19 protein-coding genes are annotated in these 22,397 nt (G+C 59.5%); 13 read left to right on the top strand and 6 right to left on the bottom strand.

All coding sequences use genetic code 11. The features are described 5' to 3' along the window. Positions 1 to 220: 220 nt before the first annotated feature. The 9 genes from ASE90_RS19230 to ASE90_RS11930 all read left to right on the top strand — a co-directional run bounded on the left by ASE90_RS19230 (position 221) and on the right by ASE90_RS11930 (position 11,869). The gene (locus ASE90_RS19230; RefSeq protein WP_235531785.1) at positions 221 to 1,480 is read left to right on the top strand and encodes a sugar transferase; all 1,260 of its coding nucleotides are present in this window, start codon (positions 221 to 223) and stop codon (positions 1,478 to 1,480) included. Positions 1,481 to 1,558: 78 nt separating this feature from the next. Then, on the top strand, positions 1,559 to 2,308 hold the full coding sequence (locus tag ASE90_RS11895; RefSeq protein WP_162235087.1) for a WxcM-like domain-containing protein: 750 nt from the start codon (positions 1,559 to 1,561) through the stop codon (positions 2,306 to 2,308). Next, positions 2,301 to 3,416: a DegT/DnrJ/EryC1/StrS family aminotransferase gene (locus tag ASE90_RS11900; protein WP_056000678.1), complete on the top strand. Its 1,116-nt coding sequence runs from the start codon at positions 2,301 to 2,303 to the stop codon at positions 3,414 to 3,416. Before ASE90_RS11895 ends, ASE90_RS11900 begins: the two co-directional genes overlap by 8 nt. A 15-nt stretch (positions 3,417 to 3,431) precedes the next feature. After that, entirely contained in the window at positions 3,432 to 4,697 is a 1,266-nt protein-coding gene (locus ASE90_RS11905) for an O-antigen translocase (RefSeq protein ID WP_056000681.1), read from the top strand. A gap of 932 nt (positions 4,698 to 5,629) precedes the next feature. Beyond that, positions 5,630 to 6,484 (top strand): glycosyltransferase family 4 protein, encoded by an 855-nt coding sequence (locus ASE90_RS11910; RefSeq protein ID WP_162235088.1) that lies wholly within the window; start codon positions 5,630 to 5,632, stop codon positions 6,482 to 6,484. Continuing rightward, complete coding sequence (locus ASE90_RS11915) at positions 6,481 to 7,515, top strand: EpsG family protein (RefSeq protein WP_056000687.1); 1,035 nt, start codon at positions 6,481 to 6,483, stop codon at positions 7,513 to 7,515. The genes ASE90_RS11910 and ASE90_RS11915 overlap by 4 nt, the downstream gene beginning before the upstream one ends. Then, positions 7,512 to 9,527, top strand: coding sequence for a glycosyltransferase (locus ASE90_RS11920; protein WP_056000690.1), 2,016 nt, complete (start codon positions 7,512 to 7,514; stop codon positions 9,525 to 9,527). Before ASE90_RS11915 ends, ASE90_RS11920 begins: the two co-directional genes overlap by 4 nt. Then, on the top strand, positions 9,520 to 10,647 hold the full coding sequence (locus ASE90_RS11925) for a glycosyltransferase (RefSeq protein WP_056000693.1): 1,128 nt from the start codon (positions 9,520 to 9,522) through the stop codon (positions 10,645 to 10,647). The genes ASE90_RS11920 and ASE90_RS11925 overlap by 8 nt, the downstream gene beginning before the upstream one ends. A 349-nt stretch (positions 10,648 to 10,996) precedes the next feature. Continuing rightward, entirely contained in the window at positions 10,997 to 11,869 is an 873-nt protein-coding gene (locus ASE90_RS11930) for a hypothetical protein (RefSeq protein WP_414889180.1), read from the top strand. Positions 11,870 to 11,887: 18 nt separating this feature from the next. On the opposite strand, the gene ASE90_RS11935 is transcribed toward ASE90_RS11930, so the two are convergent. Genes ASE90_RS11935 through ASE90_RS11960 form a run of 6 tightly spaced genes read right to left on the bottom strand, consistent with a single transcriptional unit; the run spans position 11,888 to position 16,612 of the window. Beyond that, the gene (locus ASE90_RS11935; RefSeq protein WP_056000701.1) at positions 11,888 to 13,270 is read right to left on the bottom strand and encodes a class I adenylate-forming enzyme family protein; all 1,383 of its coding nucleotides are present in this window, start codon (positions 13,268 to 13,270) and stop codon (positions 11,888 to 11,890) included. 10 nt (positions 13,271 to 13,280) lie between these two features. Beyond that, complete coding sequence (locus ASE90_RS11940) at positions 13,281 to 14,315, bottom strand: ketoacyl-ACP synthase III (RefSeq protein WP_056000704.1); 1,035 nt, start codon at positions 14,313 to 14,315, stop codon at positions 13,281 to 13,283. 9 nt (positions 14,316 to 14,324) lie between these two features. After that, entirely contained in the window at positions 14,325 to 14,978 is a 654-nt protein-coding gene (locus tag ASE90_RS11945) for an MBL fold metallo-hydrolase (protein WP_056000708.1), read from the bottom strand. Further along, on the bottom strand, positions 14,978 to 15,691 hold the full coding sequence (locus ASE90_RS11950) for an SDR family NAD(P)-dependent oxidoreductase (protein ID WP_056000711.1): 714 nt from the start codon (positions 15,689 to 15,691) through the stop codon (positions 14,978 to 14,980). Before ASE90_RS11950 ends, ASE90_RS11945 begins: the two co-directional genes overlap by 1 nt. A gap of 2 nt (positions 15,692 to 15,693) precedes the next feature. Further along, positions 15,694 to 15,999, bottom strand: coding sequence for a hypothetical protein (locus ASE90_RS11955; protein ID WP_200910879.1), 306 nt, complete (start codon positions 15,997 to 15,999; stop codon positions 15,694 to 15,696). Positions 16,000 to 16,018: 19 nt separating this feature from the next. After that, positions 16,019 to 16,612, bottom strand: a complete 594-nt coding sequence (locus ASE90_RS11960) for a GNAT family N-acetyltransferase (RefSeq protein ID WP_056000714.1) — start codon at positions 16,610 to 16,612, stop codon at positions 16,019 to 16,021. 65 nt (positions 16,613 to 16,677) lie between these two features. Between ASE90_RS11960 and ASE90_RS11965 the strand changes: the two genes are divergently transcribed. The 4 genes from ASE90_RS11965 to ASE90_RS11980 are packed head-to-tail and all read left to right on the top strand — an operon-like array spanning position 16,678 to position 22,381. Continuing rightward, complete coding sequence (locus tag ASE90_RS11965) at positions 16,678 to 18,180, top strand: O-antigen ligase family protein (protein ID WP_056000717.1); 1,503 nt, start codon at positions 16,678 to 16,680, stop codon at positions 18,178 to 18,180. Between the two features lie 43 nt (positions 18,181 to 18,223). Further along, complete coding sequence (locus ASE90_RS11970) at positions 18,224 to 18,934, top strand: polysaccharide biosynthesis/export family protein (RefSeq protein WP_056000720.1); 711 nt, start codon at positions 18,224 to 18,226, stop codon at positions 18,932 to 18,934. A 13-nt stretch (positions 18,935 to 18,947) separates the two neighbouring features. Next, positions 18,948 to 21,146 (top strand): GumC family protein, encoded by a 2,199-nt coding sequence (locus ASE90_RS11975; RefSeq protein ID WP_082449762.1) that lies wholly within the window; start codon positions 18,948 to 18,950, stop codon positions 21,144 to 21,146. Beyond that, complete coding sequence (locus tag ASE90_RS11980; protein ID WP_056000723.1) at positions 21,146 to 22,381, top strand: hypothetical protein; 1,236 nt, start codon at positions 21,146 to 21,148, stop codon at positions 22,379 to 22,381. Before ASE90_RS11975 ends, ASE90_RS11980 begins: the two co-directional genes overlap by 1 nt. The last annotated feature ends 16 nt before the right edge of the window (positions 22,382 to 22,397 follow it).

Consider the following 22,397-nt stretch of genomic DNA (forward strand, 5'->3'; position numbering starts at 1 on the left):
TATGACGTGATGCTGACTGAAAGAAATTCTCTCCAAATCAGGCATTTGTTATCTACGCCAAGGACGTCCATCCGTACGCGCAGGCAGAGGAACGTTTACTTTTTTGTCGTCGGTCTCTAGCCACCCGCGTCAGTCACAAGGTCGTTATAGGTAGCCAATGTGATTGCGTCGACGTCGAGCGATGCAAGCGCATATAGGCTACAAAACGCAGGATTTATACATGTCCCTGTTCGATGTCAGCCGAAATAGCTCCTGGCATTCGCTAAGATTACAGATAACGGGTGGCTTGATAGCGGCTTCAGTGCCGTTTTTAATCCGTTTATCAGGAGAGGGTAGCGAGCACATCGTTATAATGACCTTTGTCGGGTGTATTATTGCGGTATGTATTGGAACGCTGACATTCCGGGGAATCAGTACGTATCCTGGGGCTGAGTACAGTGTATATATTGTACCTTCATTTGCATTTTCATACGGTACTTTGATACTATTTTTCGTATTAGGCAGATTTAATTATTCGATCGCTGTCTTGTTCGGTAGTTTCATATTTAGCGTATGCTGGATGTACGTTGTGTATTTCAAAATACAAAGGGCGCGTGATTTACGCATTGGATTAGTCGGGGAGACTAATAACGCATATGTGAAAGAGTTGAGCCAAGTTCGCTGGTTCCCTTTGGCTGACCCCTTGGCTGATGTTTCCGGGTTGGCTGCGGTTGCTGTCGACCTCCGTCAAGATTTGCCCGATGAATGGGAGCGTCGCTTGGCGGATTATGCTCTTTCTGGCTTGCCGGTATATCATATCAAGCATCTATACGAATCAATGACCGGCCGGGTGGAGCTGGAACAGTTATCTGAAAGCAGTTTTGGAAGTTTATCGCCAATTTCAGCCTACATGAGTTTGAAGCATGTAATAGATTGGGTATTAGCCGCTATTGCTATTATGGTACTTATACCTGCGCTCTTAGTAGTAACAGTTGTAATAAAGCTTAGTTCGCCAGGGCCGGCGCTATTTCGCCAGCGGCGCATTGGATACCGTGGACTTCCGTTCATAGTTTATAAATTTAGAACGATGAAGCAAGCTACCGCAGCAGAAGCTGATGCGCGTAATGCTGCTATGACCCAAAGCGACGATGCTCGGATTACTAAATTGGGAAAGTGGTTGCGGATGACACGGATCGACGAATTGCCGCAACTGCTGAATGTTTTACGTGGCGAGATGAGCTGGATTGGCCCTCGTCCTGAAGCCGAGGTACTTTCGCAATGGTATGAGGAAGAAATTCCGTTTTATAGATACCGCCATATCGTACGTCCCGGAATAACCGGTTGGGCACAGGTAAACCAAGGGCATGTGGCAGAAATATCTGATGTCACAAGTAAGCTTCATTACGATTTTTATTATGTGAAACATTTTTCACCATGGATTGATCTGCTTATTGTTGCTCGAACAGTTAGGACGATGGTTACAGGTTTTGGTGCTCGCTAAAAAGTAAGTGTCGTAGGGAGTTCCGATTAAATGTCAGACGCACGTATAGAATCAGCGCCCTCTTTGGACGCTGGTGCCATGTTCGCGAGTTTCTCGGGTACGCTTCGTATTGGCGATGATGTCGTCGTTGGGCCGGGGGTTTCGGTGGTTCCTCCGGTTGGAGATGCGGATAATCGACGGGTTACGACGATCGAGAAGGGAGCGATCGTTGGGGGCAACGCGGTGATCGTTGCCGGCGTTACGATCGGTCGCCAGGCGCGGATCGAAGTGGGCGCGGTGGTCGAGACGTCGGTTCCCGACTTTGCGATCGTCAAGGGAAACCCGGCTACGATCATCGGTTACACCGACACACCGCGCGCAGTGATGGCCGGTGGCGCGCAGGCCGCGCGGATCGAACCCGCAGGGATCGGTGGCGTCAGCTTTCACCGGATGATGACCGCGGTCGACATGCGCGGCAAGCTAACGGTTGGCGAGTTCGAGGAATCGGTGCCGTTCGTTCCCGAGCGGTATTTCCTGGTGTACGACGTCCCCAGCAAGGACACCCGCGGCGAGCACGCCCATCGTGAATGCCACCAGTTCCTGGTCTGCGTCCACGGCAGCGTCACCTGCATCGTGGACGACGGATCCGCGCGGCGTGAATTCGTGCTGTCCGAACCCTATCAGGGGCTGTACATGCCGCCGATGATATGGGGTACCCAGTACCAATACTCCCCCGGAGCGGTGCTGCTGGTATTCGCTTCGCACCGATATGATCCCAAGGATTATATCCGTGAATATTCCACGTTTCTGGCCGAGACAGGGCACGACAAGGGCGCGCGCATTGACTGACAACATTCCCTTTCTCGACCTTGGTGCCGTATTCGCGAGCGCGAGGGACGAGATTGCCGATGCGATGACGCGGGTGCTCGACAGCGGTTGGTACATTCTCGGCAATGAAGTCACCAACTTCGAGGCGGCCTATGCCGGCTATTGCGGGGCGAAGGCATGCGTCGGCGTCGCCAACGGACTGGACGCGCTGGAACTCGCCCTGCTGGCGATGGGCGTGGGCGAAGGCGATGAAGTGATCGTTCCGTCCAACACCTATATCGCCACGTGGCTGGCCGTCAGTCACGTCGGGGCGGTGCCGGTGCCGGTCGAGCCCGATGCGACATACAACATCAATCCGGCACGGATCGAGGCGGCGATCACGTCCCGAACCAAGGTCATCCTTCCCGTCCATCTGTATGGACAGGCCGCGGACATGACCGCGATCCTCGACATCGCGCGCCGGCATGACCTGCGAGTGCTGGAGGATGGTGCGCAGGCGCATGGTGCGCGCTACGATGGTATCCGGGTAGGCGCGCATGGCGATGCGGTCGCCTGGAGCTTCTATCCCGGCAAGAATCTTGGCGCGATGGGAGACGGCGGAGCCGTCACCACCAACGACCCCGAAATCGCCGACCGGCTTCGGGTGCTGCGCAACTATGGTTCGCGAGTCAAATATCACAACGAAGTCGTGGGTTACAACAGCCGGCTCGACGAGTTGCAGGCCGCGATCCTCGCGGTTCGCTTGAAGCGATTGGATGCCGAGAACGCCCAGCGTTCGCGGATCGCGGCCGTCTATGATCGCGGACTGCAGGATAGCAGACTGATCCTGCCCATCGTCGCCACCGGATCGGAACCGGTCTGGCACCTGTATGTCGTGCGGACCGACGATCGCGACGGGCTGGCGGCCTTCCTGCGCGAGCAGGGCATCGCCACGATGATTCATTATCCCATTCCACCCCATCTCCAGCCTGCCTATGCCGAGCTTGGTGTCGGTGAGGGTAGCTTGCCGATCAGCGAAGCAATCCATCGCGAGGTCCTAAGCCTGCCAATCGGGCCGACCATGACCGAGGAAGAGGCGCAGCGGGTGGTCGATGCAATCCATGCCTGGGTCGAACGCCGTCCGTCCTGATCGATCGCAGTCACCATGGCGCTTTTGAAGACCAGTGTCTGGAACGGGTTGGCGGTCGGCGTGCGCATGGTCAGCGCGCTCGTCGTCAACAAGTTTCTCGCTGTTCTGGTCGGTCCGGCGGGCTATGCGCTGATAGGGCAGTTCCAGAACGGCATCACCGTGGTGATCGCGTTCGCGACGGGCGCGTTGGGAACCGGGGTTACTAAATACACCGCCGAACATGGCGATGACCTTGCCGCGCAACGGCGACTATGGCGCACTGCCGGTACGATAACCCTGCTGGCGTCGTGCGGCAGCGCGGTGGCGGTGGCGGTGGCGAGCGTCTGGCTGGCACGGTTGCTGTTGGGGGATGCTGGATATTACGGCGTTTTCCTGTGGCTGGCCGCCGCGCTGGTTCTGATCGGTTTCAACGCATTTTTCCTGTCGATTCTGCAAGGACGCAAGGAACTGCGGCGGTTCGTCGTGTCGGGCATCGCAGGATCGATCATCGGTCTGCTGGCGACGATCGGACTGAGCTTTTGGTTCGGTCTCTATGGCGCGCTCGTCGCGCTGACTTTGAATCAGGCGCTGACGTTTTTCGTGACCCTGCATCAGACGATGTCGGCCGACTGGTTCGCCTGGCGGGACATGGTCGGCCGGATCGACCGGGCGTTCGCCGCGAAACTGGGACGCTATGTCCTGATGGCCGCCGCGACCGCCGTTGCCGGCCCCTTCAGCCTGATTGCGGTTCGCCAGCATCTCGTCGTCCAGTTCGGGATGGATTATGCCGGATATTGGGACGCGATGTGGCGGATCAGCGCCCTGTATCTCACGTTCATTACGACCACCCTGTCGCTTTATTATCTTCCGAAGATTTCCGAACTGAAGAATATTCGCGACATCCATTCGGAAATCGTTTACAGCTTCAAAGTTGTGGTCCCGGTAGTGGCACTATTGTCGTGCTGCGTGTATCTGCTGCGCGATCTTATCATCCAGATCCTGTTCGCGCCGTCGTTCCTGCCGATGCGCGACCTGTTCGCGTTGCAGATGATGGGCGACGTGGTGAAGATCGCGAGCTGGATGCTGGCGTTCGTGATGCTCGGGCGGGCGATGACGACGCTGTTCATCACTACCGAAATCGTCTTTGCCGGGTTGTTCTGGGTCACGACGGTCCTGTTGACCCCGGTTCTAGGATTCAAGGGTGTCGCCGCCGCCCATCTTGCGACCTATTCTATTTATCTAGTTACGCTTTATCTGTTGATTTTTCGAAAGATCGGCCATAAAAATTATAGTGCGGTATAAATTTAGGAAATAGTATTAGACCTGCTCTATGCTCAGCAAATCAGGACAATAAGTGATACGATATTTAAAGTATTTTCTGTATTATTTGTAATACCATCAATAGCAATGCCCAATATAATGTTGGCATTCCCGAGGAATTTCATTATTATTGGACTTATTGCCGGCTGCGATTGCCTCGGTTTGGATATTTGCATACGAAACGGAAAAAATATCCGAATGGAGATATGCCCGCTTGCCATCGTTAATGCGTGAGGCCAGTTTCATATTGTGTATGCTGAATCAGCTAGTGTCCCGATATACCGCTAGTATATTTGGTATTTACGGAATTGTTGCTTTCATTGCGGGCGGTGTTTCCGTTCTACTTTTCGTTCCGTCGTGTATGGCCTTTGAAAGGCCGGTGTGGCGCTGGCTAAACCGTTATGAAAGGCCGGTGGCAGCACAGACGGGTAGAACGACCCAAAACAGTCATGGTGGCCGAGCAAAGAACTCCCATGCGGTCAAGGCTGCCGACAGGTTCTGCCCTGTCCCCATGGGCGGACTCCTTTGGACAAGAGGTACGCAGAGGGCGGCTTCATCCGGCGTTCTTTGCTGGATGTGAACGATGTCTACACCGGTCGATCCATCCGCCGCGCATTTGCCTTCGAGGGCGAGCGACGGTAGAGGCTTGACCTAGTTGCCCGCCGTGCAGTCCTCGCCGGGGCAGGTTTGCAGTGGTGGCCGTTGTGAATATCCTCATCCCGATTTTTGGTTTCGGGGCACAGGGGGGGTATCGCGTATTGTCCCGCTTGGCCAGCGAATGGTCCGATTGCGGAATCATGGTCGATTTCCTCGTTCCCGAAGGCGTGGATCGTCCCTATTTCGAAACCAGCGGCGGCATCCGTCGGGTGCGTCGCGACGGTACGCTGGCAACGGGATCCTCGGATGCCCGACCGATGCCGGGCAAGGATCGTTTTCGTGCCTTGTTCAAGGGGTTGTGGGCGTTACGCGACGAATATGACGTCTTTCTCGCAAACCAGGCATTCACGCCCTGGTTGTTGCTGGCGGCCGGTGTTCCGGCAAGAAAGCGGGTCTATTACATCCAGGCGTATGAGCCGGACTTCTTCGATGCGAAGAGGCAGCCGGTTCATTGGGCGCTGGCCAAGGCGTCCTATGCCATTCCGGCGTTGCGGATCGTGAATTCACCTCTCTACCTCCGCTACAAAGGCATCCGCGCGGAACATTGGGTGCCGCCTGGTATCGACCTGTCGAATTTTAGGCCCGATGCGAAACCGCGCGATCGCGACACGTTCGTCGTCGGGTGCATCGGCCGGCACGAACCGGACAAGGGGACGATCTATGTCCTCAAGGCGTTCGAGCAGCTGCATGCCGCTGACCCGCGCTACCGCCTTCGTGTCGCCTTCGGCAATCTCCCGGCGGACTGGAGCCACCCTGCGGCCGAAGTCATGCCGTTGCAGGGTGATGCCGCGCTTGCCAGCTTCTACCGCTCGATCGACGCGATGGTGGCACCGGGGACGATCCAGCACGGTGCCGTTCATTATCCGGTGATGGAGGCGATGGCATGCGGCACGCCTGTCGTCACGACCGGATACCTTCCCGCGACGCCCGACAATGCATGGATCGTGGCCAATCGTGATCCCGATGCCATTGCCGTTGCGATACGGACGATCAGTCAAGGGACCGACCGGCAGTCACGCGTCGCGCATGGGTTGGAAGCGGTCGCTGAATTCGCCTGGCCCCAAGTTGCGGCAAGGATGCTGGCGTTGTTGCCTGGCAGGGTGGCGCCATGAATATTGGTACGATGTTCCAAAACAGCTTTGCGGCATCATTGCTCGTTCCCGTCGAGCGCGACGCCGAAACGCAGTTGATGACCCGCGTCGTTCTGGTGGCGATGTGGACGGTGCTTTCTCTTGCCGCGGGACAGCAGTGGTTCGGCGATTCTCCCGATCTTCCGAACTATCTATTCTATTACCAGACGATCGGGCCATTCTTTGATCTTGCCAACAGCCGGTTCGAATATGGTTTCCAGATCGTTTCATGGCTATGGAGCAATCTGGGTCTTGGATATGAATCCCTGTTCGTATTGATGGCCGCGGTTTCGCTGGGCTGCAAATTCTATCTGTTCGAGCGATATCTTCGTTCCCCGATCCTAGCCGCGATCAGCTACATACTGGGGTTCTATCTCCTTCACGAATATACCCAGATCCGGGCGGCGGTAGGGATCGGCTTCGCGCTGCTGGGCATCCATGCGATGCTGCAGCGGCGGTGGTGGTTGTTCGCAGTCTTCACCGTCGCTGGCATCCTGTTCCACTACAGCATGGTCGTGATGCCGCTGGTCGCTCTGGGTGCCCGACAGATCAAGGGGCGTGTCGTCATCATCGTGGGCGCGCTGATCCTGGTTACCGGATCGACCGTCCTGCCCGCGCTCCAGCAACTGATCGTCGACGTCTTCTCCCAGTTCAATCCGTTGACGACCGCTTATGTCTACAACGACCTGAATGCGGATAGTGCCAACATCCTGTCGTTCGCCAGTGTGATGACCATCGGTATCATCGTGTGGATGGTCACGATACCGTCGACGTTCAAGAACGAATATACCCGAGTGTTCTTCGGCATGACGCTCATGTCCTATCTATCACTGGTATTGCTGCGGGATTCGCTGGAACTGGCACTGCGACTGCGCGACGCTTTGGCGGTCGGCATCATCTTTCTGGTCTTCAGGGAACCGCTATCGATACGTCAGATCCCGCCGATCATATTGTGGTTCGCTGCAGCAGCGTATCTATACTATGGCTATACGACTACACAGGTGCTGACATGACGCCCGGATTGCAACGCGGCGACCGTCTGGCGCTGGTTACCGTTACCTATGACAGCGAACCGGTTCTCGCGGATTTCCTCGAATCGCTGGACCGGCAGATCGATCGTGCCTGGGAGCTGATCGTCGTCGACAATGCGTCAAGCGATGCCTCGGTCGCGATGGTTGAGGCTTGGAATGGGCCGCTGCATGCCCTGATCCGCAATTCGGAGAATGTCGGGTTCGGGGTCGCCACCAATCAGGGCATGCGAGTTGCTCTGGCAGCCGGTTACGGTGCGGTCGTCATCATCAACAACGATGTTATGTTCGACCGGGATTTTCTGGGCCGACTGGCACATTCGCCGGCACGTGACGGGACCGCGGTCCTGGCACCCGCGGTACGCTATGCCACCCGGCGTGACCGGTTCTGGTATGCCGGCGGCGACTTTACCTGGTGGCGGGGGGCGTTCCAGGCACGGATGTTCGAAACGCCACCGCCCGGTGGCGATTTCTGGCCGGCGAAGTTCGCTCCGGGATGCTGTCTGCTGATCGAGCGTACGACGCTCGAGCGGATCGGTTTGTTCGACGAACAATTCTTCGTATATTGGGAAGACGTCGACTGGGCGTATCGCTGCCTGGTCGCGAAACAGCCGATCACCGTCCTCAGGGAACCCACGCTCGATCATAAGGTCAGTATTCTGACCGGCGGCGGAACGTCGCCGTTCGGCGCGCGCATGTTCCATGAGGGGCAGATCCGCTTCTTACGCAAGCATTTCCCGAAATGGCTGCGTGCAACCCAATATCCCTTAATGCTGGGCAAGGTCCTGTTGCGTCTTGCAGTGCGCCGTGACGACAAGGCGCAGACCGCGTTTCGCATCAGGGCCATCAATGATGCCCGCCGCCTGCCCCCGCCCAGACAGGCGCCACGGATCGCGGTCAACCTGACCGCTGTCGGTGCAGTGCTAGTGGGGGGGACATCGCGATACGCGGTGTCGCTGTTCGAAGCGATGGTACGGGCGGTCGACGACGGGCGGGTCGAGGCGACCTTGCAGGGGATCGTCCAGCCAGGTGGCACCGACCATTTTTCGCCGCTAGCGCGCAGGTTCCTGTCGCAGACGCCGAGGTTGAAGAACCGGGTCGCCCGGGTCCTGTACGAACGTGCCTTGCTCCCTACCCGGCTGCGTCGGGACAAGGTTGCGGCGATCGTCAATCCGATCTTTGCCGGACCGACCAGCGGTGCGCAGCGGGTCGTCACCATCATTCACGATCTGTATTTCCGGACCGTCCCCCAACTGGTCGAGCCCCGGCGACGCCGGTATCTCGAACTGGCGGTACCCCGCGCGGCGCGTGCCAGTGACGTGGTCATCGCCATATCGGACAATACGGCGCGAGAGGTTGCCGAGGCATGGCCCGACATCGGCGATCGGATCGTGACGGTCCATTCGGCGGGGCGCGACCTGCCCGCCGCCGAACCCCTGGCAGCGCCCAAGCCCTACATCCTGTTCGTCGGTGCTGTGCTGCCGAACAAGAACATCGATTGTATCGTTGCGGCGCTTACCGAACTCCGCGCCCAAGGCCATGCCATCGACCTGTGCCACGTCGGTGCCGATCCGCATGGATTGCGTGCGGCAGCCGTGGAGCGGTACGCGATGCAGGGAGCAGTGCGTGTTCTGGAAGCGGTCGATGACGAAGCGCTGGCAGCCGCCTATCGCGGCGCGGTCGCCTTGACCATCGCATCGGTCGCCGAAGGCTTCTGCCTGCCCATATTGGAAGCACAGGGGCTGGGCGTCCCGGTGTGCAGTACGAAATGCGGTGCATTGCCCGAGATCGCCGGTGACGCCGCGCTGTATTTCGAGGCAGACCGCCCAAGCGAACTGGCGGCCCATGTCGTCACGTTGCTGGAGGATGAGGCGCGCCGCGTAGCGATCATCGCAGCGGGATATCGCAATGCGGGCCGTTTTGACTGGGATCGGACGGCCGTTGCCGTCCTTGACCATGCGCTGGCGACGACATCCACGAGCAAGCACCATGCATGATACTGTACACCAAAAGCGGTTCGTCCAGATCGGCAAATTTTATCCACCCGAATGGGGAGGGATCGAAACTTTTGCCAAGAATCTGGCGGACGGGGTGGCGGCCAGCGGCATATCGTCCGAAATCACCGTCTTTACCCGCGACGAGACCGTCGTGGAGCGGGTCGGTGACGTCATCGTCGACCGGTCGCATGCCGGGCGAACGGTTTCGTCGCAGCCGATTAGCTTCCCATGGCTATGGCGCACGATCCGACGCGCGCGCGACGCAGATGTCGTGCTGGTCCATTATCCCAACGTTCTGGCAATTGCGGCGGTCCCGTTCCTGCGAACCAGGCGTCTGGTGACTTACTGGCATAGCGATGTCGTCAACAAGGGCGTGCTCGGCCGCATCGTCGGAGTGGCCGAGAAATATCTGCTCTGCCGCTCCGATCTGGTGCTTGCCAGTACGCAGGCTTACGCCGATGCCTCGCCGAGATTGCGCGCGGTTCGTGACAAGACCAGAGTGCTGGCGATCGGTATCGACGATGTGAAACATCTGCCGCAGCAGACGCTGCCCGATGCGATCGCCGATTTCGTCGGAGAGACGGGCCGTATCGTCCTCGCGGTCGGACGGCTCGTCAAGTACAAGGGTTTCGACGTGCTGATCCACGCGGTCCGAGACATGCCGTCCGATACCCGTATTGTGATCGTCGGAGCAGGTCCTGAACGGGATCACCTTTCCGGGCTGATCGACCGGTTGGGGGTAGCGGATCGCGTCCTGTTGGCGGGGCGTCAGGACGATGCATCGTTGCAGGCGCTGTTTCAGGTCGCCGCGGTATATGCGATGTCGTCGGTCGAACGATCAGAAGCCTATGCGATCGTCCAACTGGAGGCAATGGCGCACGCGATACCCATCGTTGCAACCGACATTGTGGGATCGGGCGTGTCGGAAGTTTCCGGCCATGGAGAAACCGGTGCGCTGGTTCCGGCAGGCGATGCGGCGGCGCTGGGCCAGGCGTTGACCCTGATACTGGATCGCAAGGACGATCTGTTGCGCCAACGCGCCCGGCAACGGTTCGAGGATCGCTTTACGATCGGGCATATGGTGAAGGACGCCATGCGACTATTGTTCGACCGGCAGTGAACGATTGGGACGGACAGGCGTACCGTGAGGCCATGACCGGAATATTCAAATGACCGATACGACAAGACGGGCGTTGTTTACGGCGCTTCCGATCGGAGCAGTCGGAGCGGCGACGATCGGTACCCAGCAGCGTCCCGTTGCCCGAACCGATAGCGCTTCGGCGCATCTCGCACCGGTACCGCAGCAATTCGGAGCCGTGGGGGATGGACGTGCGGACGACAGCGATGCGCTTGCGGCCTGGCTGGCGGTCGGCGCGGCGGGAACCACGCTTCGCCTGCCCTCGGGGCAGTATCGTACGACCCGGACCCTGGCCATTCGCATCGGCGGCAAAGGCCGCGGACTTGCGATCGTGGGAGACGGTGCGGCCAATACCATGCTCCTGATGGACGGATCGGTTGATCGCCCGGCGCTACGAATCGTCGGCAACATGCCCGAATTCGATCATCTTCGTCTGAGCGGCATCCGGATCGAGCGACCGGACCGCGGCATGAACGGCCTCGGCAACGGGGCCGGGCTTCTGATCGAGAATGTCCGTCAGTTTGAACTCGACGATCTGCGGACCTTCCGCAACGGATATGGTGTCCACCTGATCGGCTGCCTGGTCGGCAGAATCGACAATCTCCTCAGCTATTACGACCGGCAGGGTATCCGTCTCGAACAGGGGAAATATCAGTCGACCCCCAATGTGATCGCGATCGATAATTGTTCGATCCTGGCGTCGCTGCGGATCGGCGTGGAAATCGTTGCCGGAACCAGTGTTTCGATGCGCGGAACGACGATCGAGTCGACCGGCGTGGAAACCCCCGATCAACGGTCGGTCGGACTGTTTGTTGGTCAGTCGGGGTTGGCAGGCGGCGTCGCGATCGATGCCAGCGCACTATATTTCGAAGATAATCACGGCAGCGATATTGTCGTCGATCATCCCGACCGGTTGCTGACCTATGGCTTCACGCGATGCGTGTTCAATCGCTTCGCCAAAAGCGCGCTGGCACCAGCCATCGTTTTTGGTAGCCAGAACGGCCCGGGAGCGGCGCGCGCCTTTCTCGATCTGAGCGGTAGCGCGTTCCTAGGCCATGGTGGCGACTATCGCGCCGTGCCCACGCGTCCGGCAGTCCGGTTCGATTTTCCCCGTGGCTATGCCGGGGTCCGGCTGTTCGATGAGTCCGCCCTGTACCAGTTCGACGAGGAACGTCCGGAAGCCGAACCCTTTCGCATCAGGTAGCGGCTACCGGTATCGGTATCATCCCCGCAGTTTCTTCTGCCGCCCGGAATATAGCGGACCGTCCGCCAAGATGACCTTGCTGGGTACCTTGTAGTTGGCAAGGCGCTGCGAACATTCGGCACGAATGCGTTTCTTGAGATCGCCGATTGCTTCGGGTTCCACCGTCAATACGCGTGCAACGATCATCTTGCCAAGCAAGGCATGGTCTTCGCCGAAAACCGCGACATCGGCGACATTCGGGATCGTCAGGATAACGTCCTCGATCTCGGTCGGATAGACCTTCTGTCCGCCGACGTTGATGAGATCGGTGACGCGGCCATGGATGCGGACCCATTCGCCATCCTGTTCGACCCGGTCCTGGGTATTGAACCACCCTTCCGCATCGAACTTCGAGGGGGCGTTGAGATAGCCGACCATCGCATATTGCGACCGGACCCAGAGCACGTCGTCAACAACCTTGGTCTCAAAGCCGGAACCGCCCAGTTTCACCCAGAGCGAACCGTCGGGGCGCGATTTCGAACGTAATACGCCGACTTCGGACAAGCCGTAGGTCTGCTGGAATTCGACGTTTGGAAAAACCTGCCGCATCCGGTCGAGCGTCGACTGCGGCATGACTTCGGTGCCGTAGGTGATCCGGGTGAGCGACGACAGATCATGATCCCGCCAGACCCCCGATGACAGCATCATGGTGAGGAACGAGGGCGTTGCCGGCAACAGTTCGACCCTGGCATCGGCGATCGCGCGACAGATCGTTCCGACCGACCGGTCGCCAACCGTCACGACGGTACCGAGACTGGAGGTGATAGCGATGATCGTGTTGATCCCGCCGAAATGGTCGATCATCAGAAAAGCGATGGCGACGGTCGCGGCACGCGGTACGCGAAATTTTTCCGCGACGGTGACCATATCGTGCAGGATCGCCTTGGGCGTTCCGGTCGATCCCGATGAGAACAGGATCAGGCCGGGATGTCCCCCCTCGCGGAACTGGTCGAGAAGCGCGTTGTCCGCAGGAAGCGCATACCGCTCGATCGTTACTTCTCGTCCGGCGGCATCGAATGTCGCCTGCCAGTCGCAGCCGCAAACCGAAAGCGCGGTCGAGCGTTCGACAACGGATTCGGTCGTCAATGGAACCTGTATCGCGCCGATCTTGGCCAGAGCCAGCATGAAACAAAATACATCGGGCGAGTAATCCGCCAGGACGCAGACGATCTCGCCCCTAGCGATCCCGACCTGTTCGAGGTGCCGGCCATGGTACGCGATCCGCTCCACGACCTCGTCGTAGCGCATCCGTTTGTCACGGTGGATGAAGGCGATGCGATCGCCGCCGCTGGCCAATCGTTCGACGAACCAGTCGAGCGGATGCGCAGACGGAGCCGTCTGCACGATATCAGTGTTTTCCATATCGGTACTCCTACCAGGTCAGGGCCGCGCCTGCCCAAGAAAGGCCCACGCCGAAGCCAAGTAGCACGATCTTCTCGCCCCGCTTGAGCGAGCCTTCTTCATGCAGGGCGGCCAAGGCGATGGGGATGGTCGAGGAAACCGTGTTTCCCGTCTCGGCGAACCGGTGAGGGAGCAACGCGGCCGGGATACCCAGTTTCTTGGCCAGCGTATCGAGTACGAACTTGTTCGCCTGATGGGCAATCACGCGGTCGATACCGTCCCGTGACCATTCCGCCTTTGCCAGAAGCGCGTCGAAACTGCTGGGTACTTCACGATTGGTAAAAGCGAGGATTGCCGGCCCGTTCATCGACAGCGTGTCTGCGCTGCGCACCACGCCGCTGGCGTCCTCACGCAAACGGGCCGTGTCTTCCGATCGTGGCAGACGGGTTCCGCCCGCTTCGAGGATGAGGTGCCGTGCGCCGCTGCCATCGGTTCCGAAGACGAACGGCCCGATGTGCGATCGGGTTTCTAAATCTCCTTCGATTAGCGAAGCGGTGGCACCGTCGCCAAAGAGGGGGCGGACCGATCGATCACCGGTGTGAATGATCTTGGAATAGGTGTCCGTCGTGATCAACAGGATGCGGCGGGCCGCTCCCGCTGCAATTAGTCCGGCGGCAAGCGACAGGCAATAGACATAGCCTGAACAGCCCAACGCCACATCCAGCGCGCCGGTTCGTTTGGAAAGCCCAATGCGGTCCTGTACGATGCAGGCCACGCCGGGGATCGCATGATCCGGGGTCTGGGTACAGACGAGCAGGAAATCGATCTGATCCCGTTCGATCGCGCCCGAGGCGAACAGCTTTTCCGCCGCGGCAACGGCCAGATCCCCCGCCGTTTCGTCGGCCCCGGCGATCCGTCGTTCGCGGATACCGAGTTTCACTTCGATCTGGTCGGCCTGCCAGATCGGAAAGTCGCGCGAGAGCGTTTCGTTATCAAGGATCGTTTCGGGCAGATGGACTGCGATCGCGGCGATGCGTGCGGCGATCTTGCCGGAGGGATCGTGCATGTCGGGACCTCAGCAGGGGGTTTCGAGGAATGTACGCAGCGCCGTATTCTGCACCACAATGACTGCACCCTCTCCGCTTGGTCCGTGGCCGGGGTGGATCTGGTGCTTGACGATCATCGGCCACATGCGCTGGATGCTGGTGCGAATGCCGTCCAGATCTTCGTTGGGGCGGCGGGCAAGGCCCATTCCGCGCGAATAAAGCGTGTCGCCGGTGAACAATGCGCCGCACCAGGACAGCATCGAACTGCCCGGAGTGTGTCCAGGCGTATGATGGTAGCGTAGCGGGCTTCCTCCGACATGGAGCGTGAAGCCGTCATCCACAAGCTCGAAGTTGGGCAAGGTGATACGGTCCCGCCGCCTCATCAGCATAAGGAGGCCATTGCCGGTCTTGGCAACACGCAGGTCAAGGCGAGGAAGATAGGCCGGGATGGCGTATCGTTCGACGAAGAACCGGGCACTGCCGACATGATCGAAATGACCATGGGTACAGCATATCGCAACCGGTACCCGGTCGAGAGACGTCAGGGCGTCCTGAATCGCTTCACCATCCATTCCGGCGTCGACCAGCACGGCATGGCCGGGGCCGGCATCAAGAATATAACTGTTCGCGACGATGGCTCCGGCGCGCACGACCCAGATTCCATGACCGACCTGTTCGACCATCAGTGCAGGCCGCCGAGATAGATCGTTTGTGCCGTGATGTACCCGCTTGCGTCGGACAACAAGAAGTCCAGCACGTTCATCACGTCTGCGGGAGTTGCCGGGCGGGCGATCGGCATGGAAGCGACAATGGTGTTCAACAGATCGCGCGACAGCGTGTCGAGCATGTCGGTTTCGATCACCGATAGACCCAGCGTGTTGCAGGTGATCCCGACCGGCCCCAGTTCCTTGGCAAGGACGTGTGCCAAGGTTTCGATCGCTGCCTTGGTCGCGGCATAGATCGAACCTCCGGCCGGTTCCACGACGGCCATGATCGATCCGATGTTGACGATGCGCCCGGTGCGACGCTTCGTCATCAGCTTCGCGGCCGCCCGCGAAAGGTGGAACGTGCCGAGTAGATTGGTCGATACCATCTCACTTGCCGCTGTCGGCGGCAACATCATCGCGAACCCCGACGTCGCAACGCCGGCGTTGTTGATCAGATAGTCCAATCCCATCCGTTCGCCACGAATGTGACGAAAGACGGCATCCACCGCGGCTGCATCTGCCACGTCGGCGACATGATGCGTATATCCCGCCGCTTCGAAGCTTGCTTCGCCGCGGGCTATGCCATGAACCGTGACGCCTTGCTCCAGCAGATGTTCTGTGATCAAGCGCCCAAGACCGCGACGGCTGCCGCTGACGACGGCAACCTTGCCGGCATGCGCCTGTGTCATCGTCAGCCGCGAGCGTTCGACAGCTCGACGATATAATCGGACAGCGTGTCGGCGTTACGGAAGGGCGACGGATCGCGGTTCATGGTCGCTTCGTCGGTCAGGCTGATCGACTGGCCGGTTTCATCGTCGACCGCCTGTTCGACATCAACGATCAGCGACACCAGCGTCAGCGAGTTGATTTGCGCATCGGCACCGAACAACTGGGTATCGGGTGCTACCGTGACTTGTTCGGAAGCGTCCAGTTCCTCATTGGCACTGGCAAGCGCGGCAAGAACGATTTCAAGCGCACGATCTTTGGTAATGGACACAGCAAATCTCCTGAAATTATTAGGGTTGAGACGTGCGACGTCCCATGGCGACCAGCCCTTGAAGCCGGCGGATCGTGACCGATCGATATTCCGGTTCCAGCAGGCCATATACCATGCCGTCGTGGAATTCGCCGTCGAGGAACAAATGGTCCCGCAGCACACCTTCGCGACGCATGCCACTGTATTCGTGGAATTTCATCATCGGCTGATTGGGGGCGGCAACTGTGCCGTACAAACGGTGCAGCCCGAGCACATCGAAAGCGTGACGATAAAGCAGCAACAACGCTTCAGCGGCGACCGGAACGCCGCGAACGGCATCCTCATCACCGATCAGAAAGCGGGCGGGCTCGGCCTTGCGTGCCACCATATCGATTTCGACCAACGACACCATGCCGACCGGCGTTTTATCCTTGAGTACGATCAGATAATTGCGCTCGCTGCTAGGACGAGTTGCAATCCAGTTGCCCTGCTGTTCAACCGAGGTGGCACCACGGTTCAGCAGTCTGGCACGCGTACCACCGCGCCAGCCAAACGTCACATCTGCATGATCGGGCACGAGCGGCAGCAAGTCGACAAACTCGCCTTCCAGTCGGCTGAAATCGGGTTCGTGCACCGCACCTGTCCAGTCTGCTATGAGCGTCCCCTTAGGAGCGAAGCTGCCGGATTGTAAACCGCTGCATGCACGCTCTGTGGATTTCGGAGTTAGGGTTGCTGATCGTTTGGACGATCCCTTATTTTCTCTTGGCAATCGCCATCGGTGGTTCCGTTGATCGTGCCGATCCCCTAAGCGTCGCTGCCATGCAGCCACGTCGCCGTTCTCCTGCCTTTGCCATGCCCAGCCTTTCGTTCGTCCTGCTGTGCGGATTGCTGGCCGTCCTATGGCTAGCAGGGGGCGGTTCCCGTGCCGATGTCTTGGGTCAGGTCATTGTTCGTAGCGTTGCTTGGCTGTCGCTGATCCTGGCGATCCTGCTGGCACCAAAGCCTAGCTTCGCTAACGCCAAGCCGTTGTGGCTGTTGCTGGGGGGGGGCATTCTTCTGGTTGTGATACAACTGGTTCCCCTTCCCCCTGCTCTTTGGCACGCATTACCCGGCCGCATGCCATTTGCCGACGCTCTTGGAAGCGATCCGCAACAATGGCGTCCGTGGTCGCTGGTGCCAGGCGCGACGTTCAATGCGTTGCATTCCCTGATCGTGCCGCTGGTGGTGCTGGTACTGGCGAGCGGTGCCAGTGATCAGGAGCGCGCCCATCTGCCCGCGATACTGCTAGGCCTGATTTTTGCCTCGATGCTCTATGGCTTGTTCCAGTTTTCCGGCGGCGTGCTGAGCAATCCGCTTATCAACGATACGATCGGTCAGATCAGCGGAAACTTCGCCAATCGCAACCATTTAGCCCTGTTCCTAGCCTTTGGTTGTGCACTTGCTCCGGTCTGGGCACTGGGAGGTCGAGCGCATCCCGGTTGGCGAGGTCCGGTTGCGTTGGGATTGATGGTCTTGTTCGCCCTGACAATCCTTGCGACTGGTTCGCGTGCCGGCCTTGCCCTCGGACTACTAGGATTGCTTGCCGGTATAATGCTGGTCTGGCGCGACCTGAAACGCGTATTAGCGCGTGCCCCACGCTTTGTTCTTCCTACACTAATCGCTGCGTTCGTCGCGACGATCGCTATTTTCGTCCTGATGAGCGTCGCTGCTGACCGTGCAGTTGCAATCAATCGGGCGCTTGCAACCGAAGCGGCTGAGGATATGCGTAGTCGTGGGCTGCCGACTGTACTTTCAATGATCAAGACCTATCTTCCGTTCGGATCCGGGTTCGGAGATTTTGATCCTATTTTCCGGATACATGAACCGTTCCATCTACTGAAATTCACCTATTTCAACCATGCGCATAATGATTTCCTGGAAATTATTTTAGATAGCGGTTTAGCGGGCGCTCTCATGCTGCTGGGCGCTCTCGGATGGCTGGCGTTTGCCGGGGTGCGTGCATTGCGCGCACGCCGTATCGGCGGGTCTGCCTTGCCTATGTTAGGTTCTGTTCTGCTGCTGCTCGTGGTTCTGGCCAGCGTCGTCGATTATCCTGCTCGCACATCGATGATGATGGCCGTCGTTGTCTTGGCGGGATTGTGGCTGCACGGCAATGGCAGTGTCCGGCAGTCAGCTTTACCCGGACAGGACCAACATCTATAGGCGGCCGATATCAACCCCCTTATTTGCGGAATATTCCGAGCGCATGCGTAAGATCAGTATCGCTTTCCTTATGGCAGTCGCGCTTACCGGATGCGCTAAGCGTACGCCGCTGGAATCCAGCGCGCGCTTGACCGTCGTACAGGACAGTCAGGCGCTACCACCGCCGAACCGCAACGATCTGACTGCTGCGGACCGGCCAGCGTTAATCGGTCCTCTGGACACCATTGAAGTGACCGTGTTCAGCGTTCCCGATCTCAACCGCGAAATGCAGGTCGACTCCAGCGGGCGGATCGCAATGCCACTCGCTGGAACCATAGACGCGCGCGGTAAGACTGCCGAAGAACTAGCGCTGGCGATTGAGGCAGCGTTACGCGCACGCTACGTTCGCAATCCCGAAGTCACGGTCAATATCAAGAGCTCGGTGAGCCAAGTGGTGACGATTGACGGGCAGGTCGTCGAACCCGGCCTGTATCCTGTCACCAACCAGATGACGCTGATGCGGGTCATCGCTTCCGCCAAAGGGTTGTCCGAATTTGCCCGGCAAGACGATGTGGTCATTCTGCGCACGGTCGACAACCGCCGTATGGCCGGATTGTACAACGTCGCGGCGATCCGTGAGGGGGCCTATGATGATCCTCTGGTCTTTGCCAACGACGTCATCGTCGTAGGCGATTCACCGCAGCGTCGCCTGTTCCGTGACTTCGTTTCAGTTTCGCCGCTGCTGGCGGCTCCGTTGATCGCGATACTGCAATAAGGCCCTTGCCGACATGACTTCCAATGTTTCCGGTCCGCGTAGCGGCTCTCAATCGCCGACGCTTGCCGTGCCGGCCAAGGACGAAAGTTCGATACTGCGCCAGTATCTGCGGATCGCGATCCGTTGGCGCTATGTTATCCTGGGAACGACGGTTGCGTTCGTTCTTCTTGGCTTGATCGTAACGTTGCTGATGACGCCAAAATACACGGCATCTGCAACGATCGAAATTTCACGTGAATCTAGCCAAGTAACCAATTTTCAAGGTGTGGAACGCGAAACGAGCGTTGCGGATCAGGAATTCTATCAAACGCAATATGGCTTGCTAAGGTCGCGTGCGTTGTCCGAGCGCGTAGCGAGCCAGCTGCGACTTGTCGATGATCCCAAATTCTACGAACTCTTTCGATCTTCGTCTAACGACCCGGCCTTTCAGTTGGTCAATGGACGTTATCCTGCTGCCGGGCGCCCTATTCGTCAGCGAACTGCGGGACAAATCCTGCGTGACCATCTGGATGTGGCGCCGACCCGACTATCGCGCCTAGTGGAGATCCGCTTTACCAGCCCGGATGCTGCATTCTCGGCAAGGATCGTCAATACGTGGTCGGACGCGTTCATACAGACTAACTTGGAACGCAAGGTGCAGGCGACCTCCTACGGCCGCAACCTGCTTCAACGGCAGTTGGCACAGCAGAAGGAGCGGCTCGACGAAAGTCAGCGGCAGTTGGTTGCCTATGCGTCGCAGGAACGGATCATTAACCTCCCCGCGCAGCAGAATGGTGATGGTACTACGTCGGAACGTTCGATTGTCGCTGACGACCTTGCCTCGCTTAATACCGCGTTGAGCCAAGCCACGGCCGAACGCATCGCGGCCGAGGCGCGTTACCGCGAGGGCGGTCGGGCCGGTGCTTCGTCGGAAGCACTGCGAAATCAGGCGATCAACACGCTGCGTCAGCGCCGTGCCGAATTCGCAGCCGAATACCAGAAGCTGCTGATCCAGTTCGAACCGGAATATCCGGCGGTTAAGGCGCTGAAGTCGCAGATCGACCAGCTCGATCGCAGTATCGCTAACGAAGAGCGCCGGGTATCGGGTTCGCTCGAGACCGATTATCGCGGTGCCGTCGAACGCGAGCGGGCGTTGCAGGCACGTGTCGAACAGCTCAAGAGCAGCTATCTTGACCTGCGGCGGCGATCGATCCAGTACAATATCTATCAACAAGAGGTGGATACCAACCGCGCCCTATACGAAGGACTGTTGCAGCGCTTCAAGGAGATCGGCGTCGCTGGTGGTGTTGGCGTCAACAACGTCTCAGTGGTTGACCAGGCCGATGTGCCGCAAAAGCCGTCGAGTCCGCGCCTGCTCGTCAACCTTGCCATCGCTCTCATCGCGGGTCTCGGCATCAGCGCGGTGCTGGCCTTCGCACTCGAACAGATGGACGAGGCGATAGCGGATCCGGCGGAGGTCGAGCGGCGGCTTGGCCTGCCGTTGCTGGGGTCGGTACCGAAGGTCGATGGGGTCACGCCGAAGGAGGCGCTGCTCGATCGAAAGTCCGATCTGGTGGACGCTTATCTGGCAATCCAGACGAACCTTGCCTTCACCACCGAACATGGCGTGCCGCGGTCGCTGTCGGTTACCTCGACGCGACCGGCGGAAGGCAAGTCGACGACCGCGCTGGCGCTCGCGACCATGTTGGCCCGTAGCGGCAAGCGGGTAATCTTGGTCGATGGCGACATGCGTTCGCCGTCCGTCCATCACCTGGGCGGGGTGAGCCATGACCATGGCCTCAGCAACTTCTTGGCGGGCCAAGATGATATTGCGCCGCTGACCTTCGATATGACCGATCTGGGCTTCACCGCCATGTCGGCCGGACCGATCCCGCCCAACGCCGCCGAACTGCTGACCGGTAACCGCTTGTCGCTGCTGATCGAACGGCTGCACGAGCATTTCGATCATGTCGTGATCGACAGCCCGCCGGTCATGGGACTGGCCGATGCACCACTGATCGCGAGCCGGGTCGAGGGCGTGGTCTATGCGGTGGAATCCCATGGCATCCGCTCGACGCTGGTGAAGACTGCATTGGCGCGGCTTGCATCAGCCAACGCGCATATCTTTGGCGGGGTGCTGACCAAGTTCGAGGCGCGCAAGGCGCATTACGGATATGGCTATGAATATGGCTATGGCTATGGCCGCGACAAAGCCGCGGAGGCCAAGGGCTGATGGCGAAGCGCCGCGCAACCCGTCCCCGGCGGTCGGCGACCGAATGGGGGGTGCGTGGCGCGCTCGCGATCGCGGTAGCCGGGTTGGGATATGTCTCGGTCGCCCATTCGCTGGCCTATATGATGCGCGGCACCGCGCCGGCACGGGCGCATGCACTGGCACCATGGGATGGGCGGATCACGGCGCTGTTGTCCGAGCAGCTATCCGGTCCCGACGCGACTCCGGCCGATCGCAAGCGCGCCGACGAACTGGCGCTGCTGGCGCTGCGGCAGGATCCGACCGCCGTGCCGGCGGTTGCGACGCTGGGGATCAATGCGCAGGTTCGCGGCGATACCGCGGCCGCGCGGCGTATTTTCGCGTATTCGGAAAAACTGTCGCGGCGCGACCTGCGCACCCGGCTATGGGCGATCGAGGATGCGGTCGGTCGCGGTGACATTCCGGGTGCGTTACGCAACTACGACATCGCGCTACGCACGTCGCGGATCGCACCCGACCTGTTGTTCCCGGTACTGGCATCGGCGATCAGCGATATTGAAATCCGGCAGGCGTTGATCGCGACACTGGCGCGGCGGCCTGCATGGAGCGAGCAGTTCCTGAGCTTCGTCGCCAGCACCGGTCCCGACGCACGCGCGACCGCCAATCTGTTCGAAGCCGTCCGGCGCCGCAGCATCGCCCTGCCGATCGGGGCGGCACCAGCCTTGGTCGGTCGGTTGCTGGCCGAGGAACATGTCGACGACGCATGGCGCTTCTATGCCGCGCTGACACCGGGTGCCGACCGGCGAGTCGCGCGCGATCCCGGCTTTACCGCCAATCTGACGTCACCGACGCCGTTCGACTGGACTCCGGTTACCGATAGCGGTGTGTCGGCTACGATCCAGCGTGGCGAGCAGGGCGGCATCTTCGACTTTGCGGTACCCTCCAATCTTGGTGGTGCGATCCTGCGCCAGACTCAGTTGCTGCCACCGGGCAGCTACGCGATCGAAGGACGCGGTATCGGCATCGAACAAGCCGACAACGCCCTGCCCTATTGGACATTGACCTGCCCCGATGGGCGCGAGCTGGGCCGGGTGACCGTGCCTAATTCGGCGCAGGCGAACGGGCGGTTTGCGGGGCGCTTCACGGTGCCGGCGGGCTGTCCGGTCCAGCAACTGCTGCTGGTCGCGCGGCCGTCCGAGCAGCTGTCGGGGCTGAGCGGACAGATCGACGACATCCGGCTGCGGCCGGTGGGCCGCTGAATCAGCCTATGCGACG

It is taken from the genome of Sphingomonas sp. Leaf67 (assembly GCF_001421965.1).
Classification (GTDB): Bacteria; Pseudomonadota; Alphaproteobacteria; order Sphingomonadales; family Sphingomonadaceae; genus Sphingomonas.

Bases quoted from the DNA above. Each gene is read 5' to 3' on its own strand.
- ASE90_RS11910 (WP_162235088.1), top strand. From the start codon at position 5,630: ATGCCGGGCAAGGATCGTTTTCGTGCCTTGTTCAAGGGGTTGTGGGCG.
- ASE90_RS11895 (WP_162235087.1), top strand. From the start codon at position 1,559: ATGTTCGCGAGTTTCTCGGGTACGCTTCGTATTGGCGATGATGTCGTC.
- ASE90_RS19230 (WP_235531785.1), top strand. From the start codon at position 221: ATGTCCCTGTTCGATGTCAGCCGAAATAGCTCCTGGCATTCGCTAAGA.
- ASE90_RS11975 (WP_082449762.1), top strand. From the start codon at position 18,948: ATGACTTCCAATGTTTCCGGTCCGCGTAGCGGCTCTCAATCGCCGACG.
- ASE90_RS11905 (WP_056000681.1), top strand. From the start codon at position 3,432: ATGGCGCTTTTGAAGACCAGTGTCTGGAACGGGTTGGCGGTCGGCGTG.
- ASE90_RS11980 (WP_056000723.1), top strand. From the start codon at position 21,146: ATGGCGAAGCGCCGCGCAACCCGTCCCCGGCGGTCGGCGACCGAATGG.
- ASE90_RS11965 (WP_056000717.1), top strand. From the start codon at position 16,678: ATGCACGCTCTGTGGATTTCGGAGTTAGGGTTGCTGATCGTTTGGACG.
- ASE90_RS11945 (WP_056000708.1), bottom strand. From the start codon at position 14,978: ATGGTCGAACAGGTCGGTCATGGAATCTGGGTCGTGCGCGCCGGAGCC.
- ASE90_RS11940 (WP_056000704.1), bottom strand. From the start codon at position 14,315: ATGCACGATCCCTCCGGCAAGATCGCCGCACGCATCGCCGCGATCGCA.
- ASE90_RS11970 (WP_056000720.1), top strand. From the start codon at position 18,224: ATGCGTAAGATCAGTATCGCTTTCCTTATGGCAGTCGCGCTTACCGGA.
- ASE90_RS11920 (WP_056000690.1), top strand. From the start codon at position 7,512: ATGACGCCCGGATTGCAACGCGGCGACCGTCTGGCGCTGGTTACCGTT.
- ASE90_RS11915 (WP_056000687.1), top strand. From the start codon at position 6,481: ATGAATATTGGTACGATGTTCCAAAACAGCTTTGCGGCATCATTGCTC.
- ASE90_RS11925 (WP_056000693.1), top strand. From the start codon at position 9,520: ATGCATGATACTGTACACCAAAAGCGGTTCGTCCAGATCGGCAAATTT.
- ASE90_RS11935 (WP_056000701.1), bottom strand. From the start codon at position 13,270: ATGGAAAACACTGATATCGTGCAGACGGCTCCGTCTGCGCATCCGCTC.
- ASE90_RS11950 (WP_056000711.1), bottom strand. From the start codon at position 15,691: ATGACACAGGCGCATGCCGGCAAGGTTGCCGTCGTCAGCGGCAGCCGT.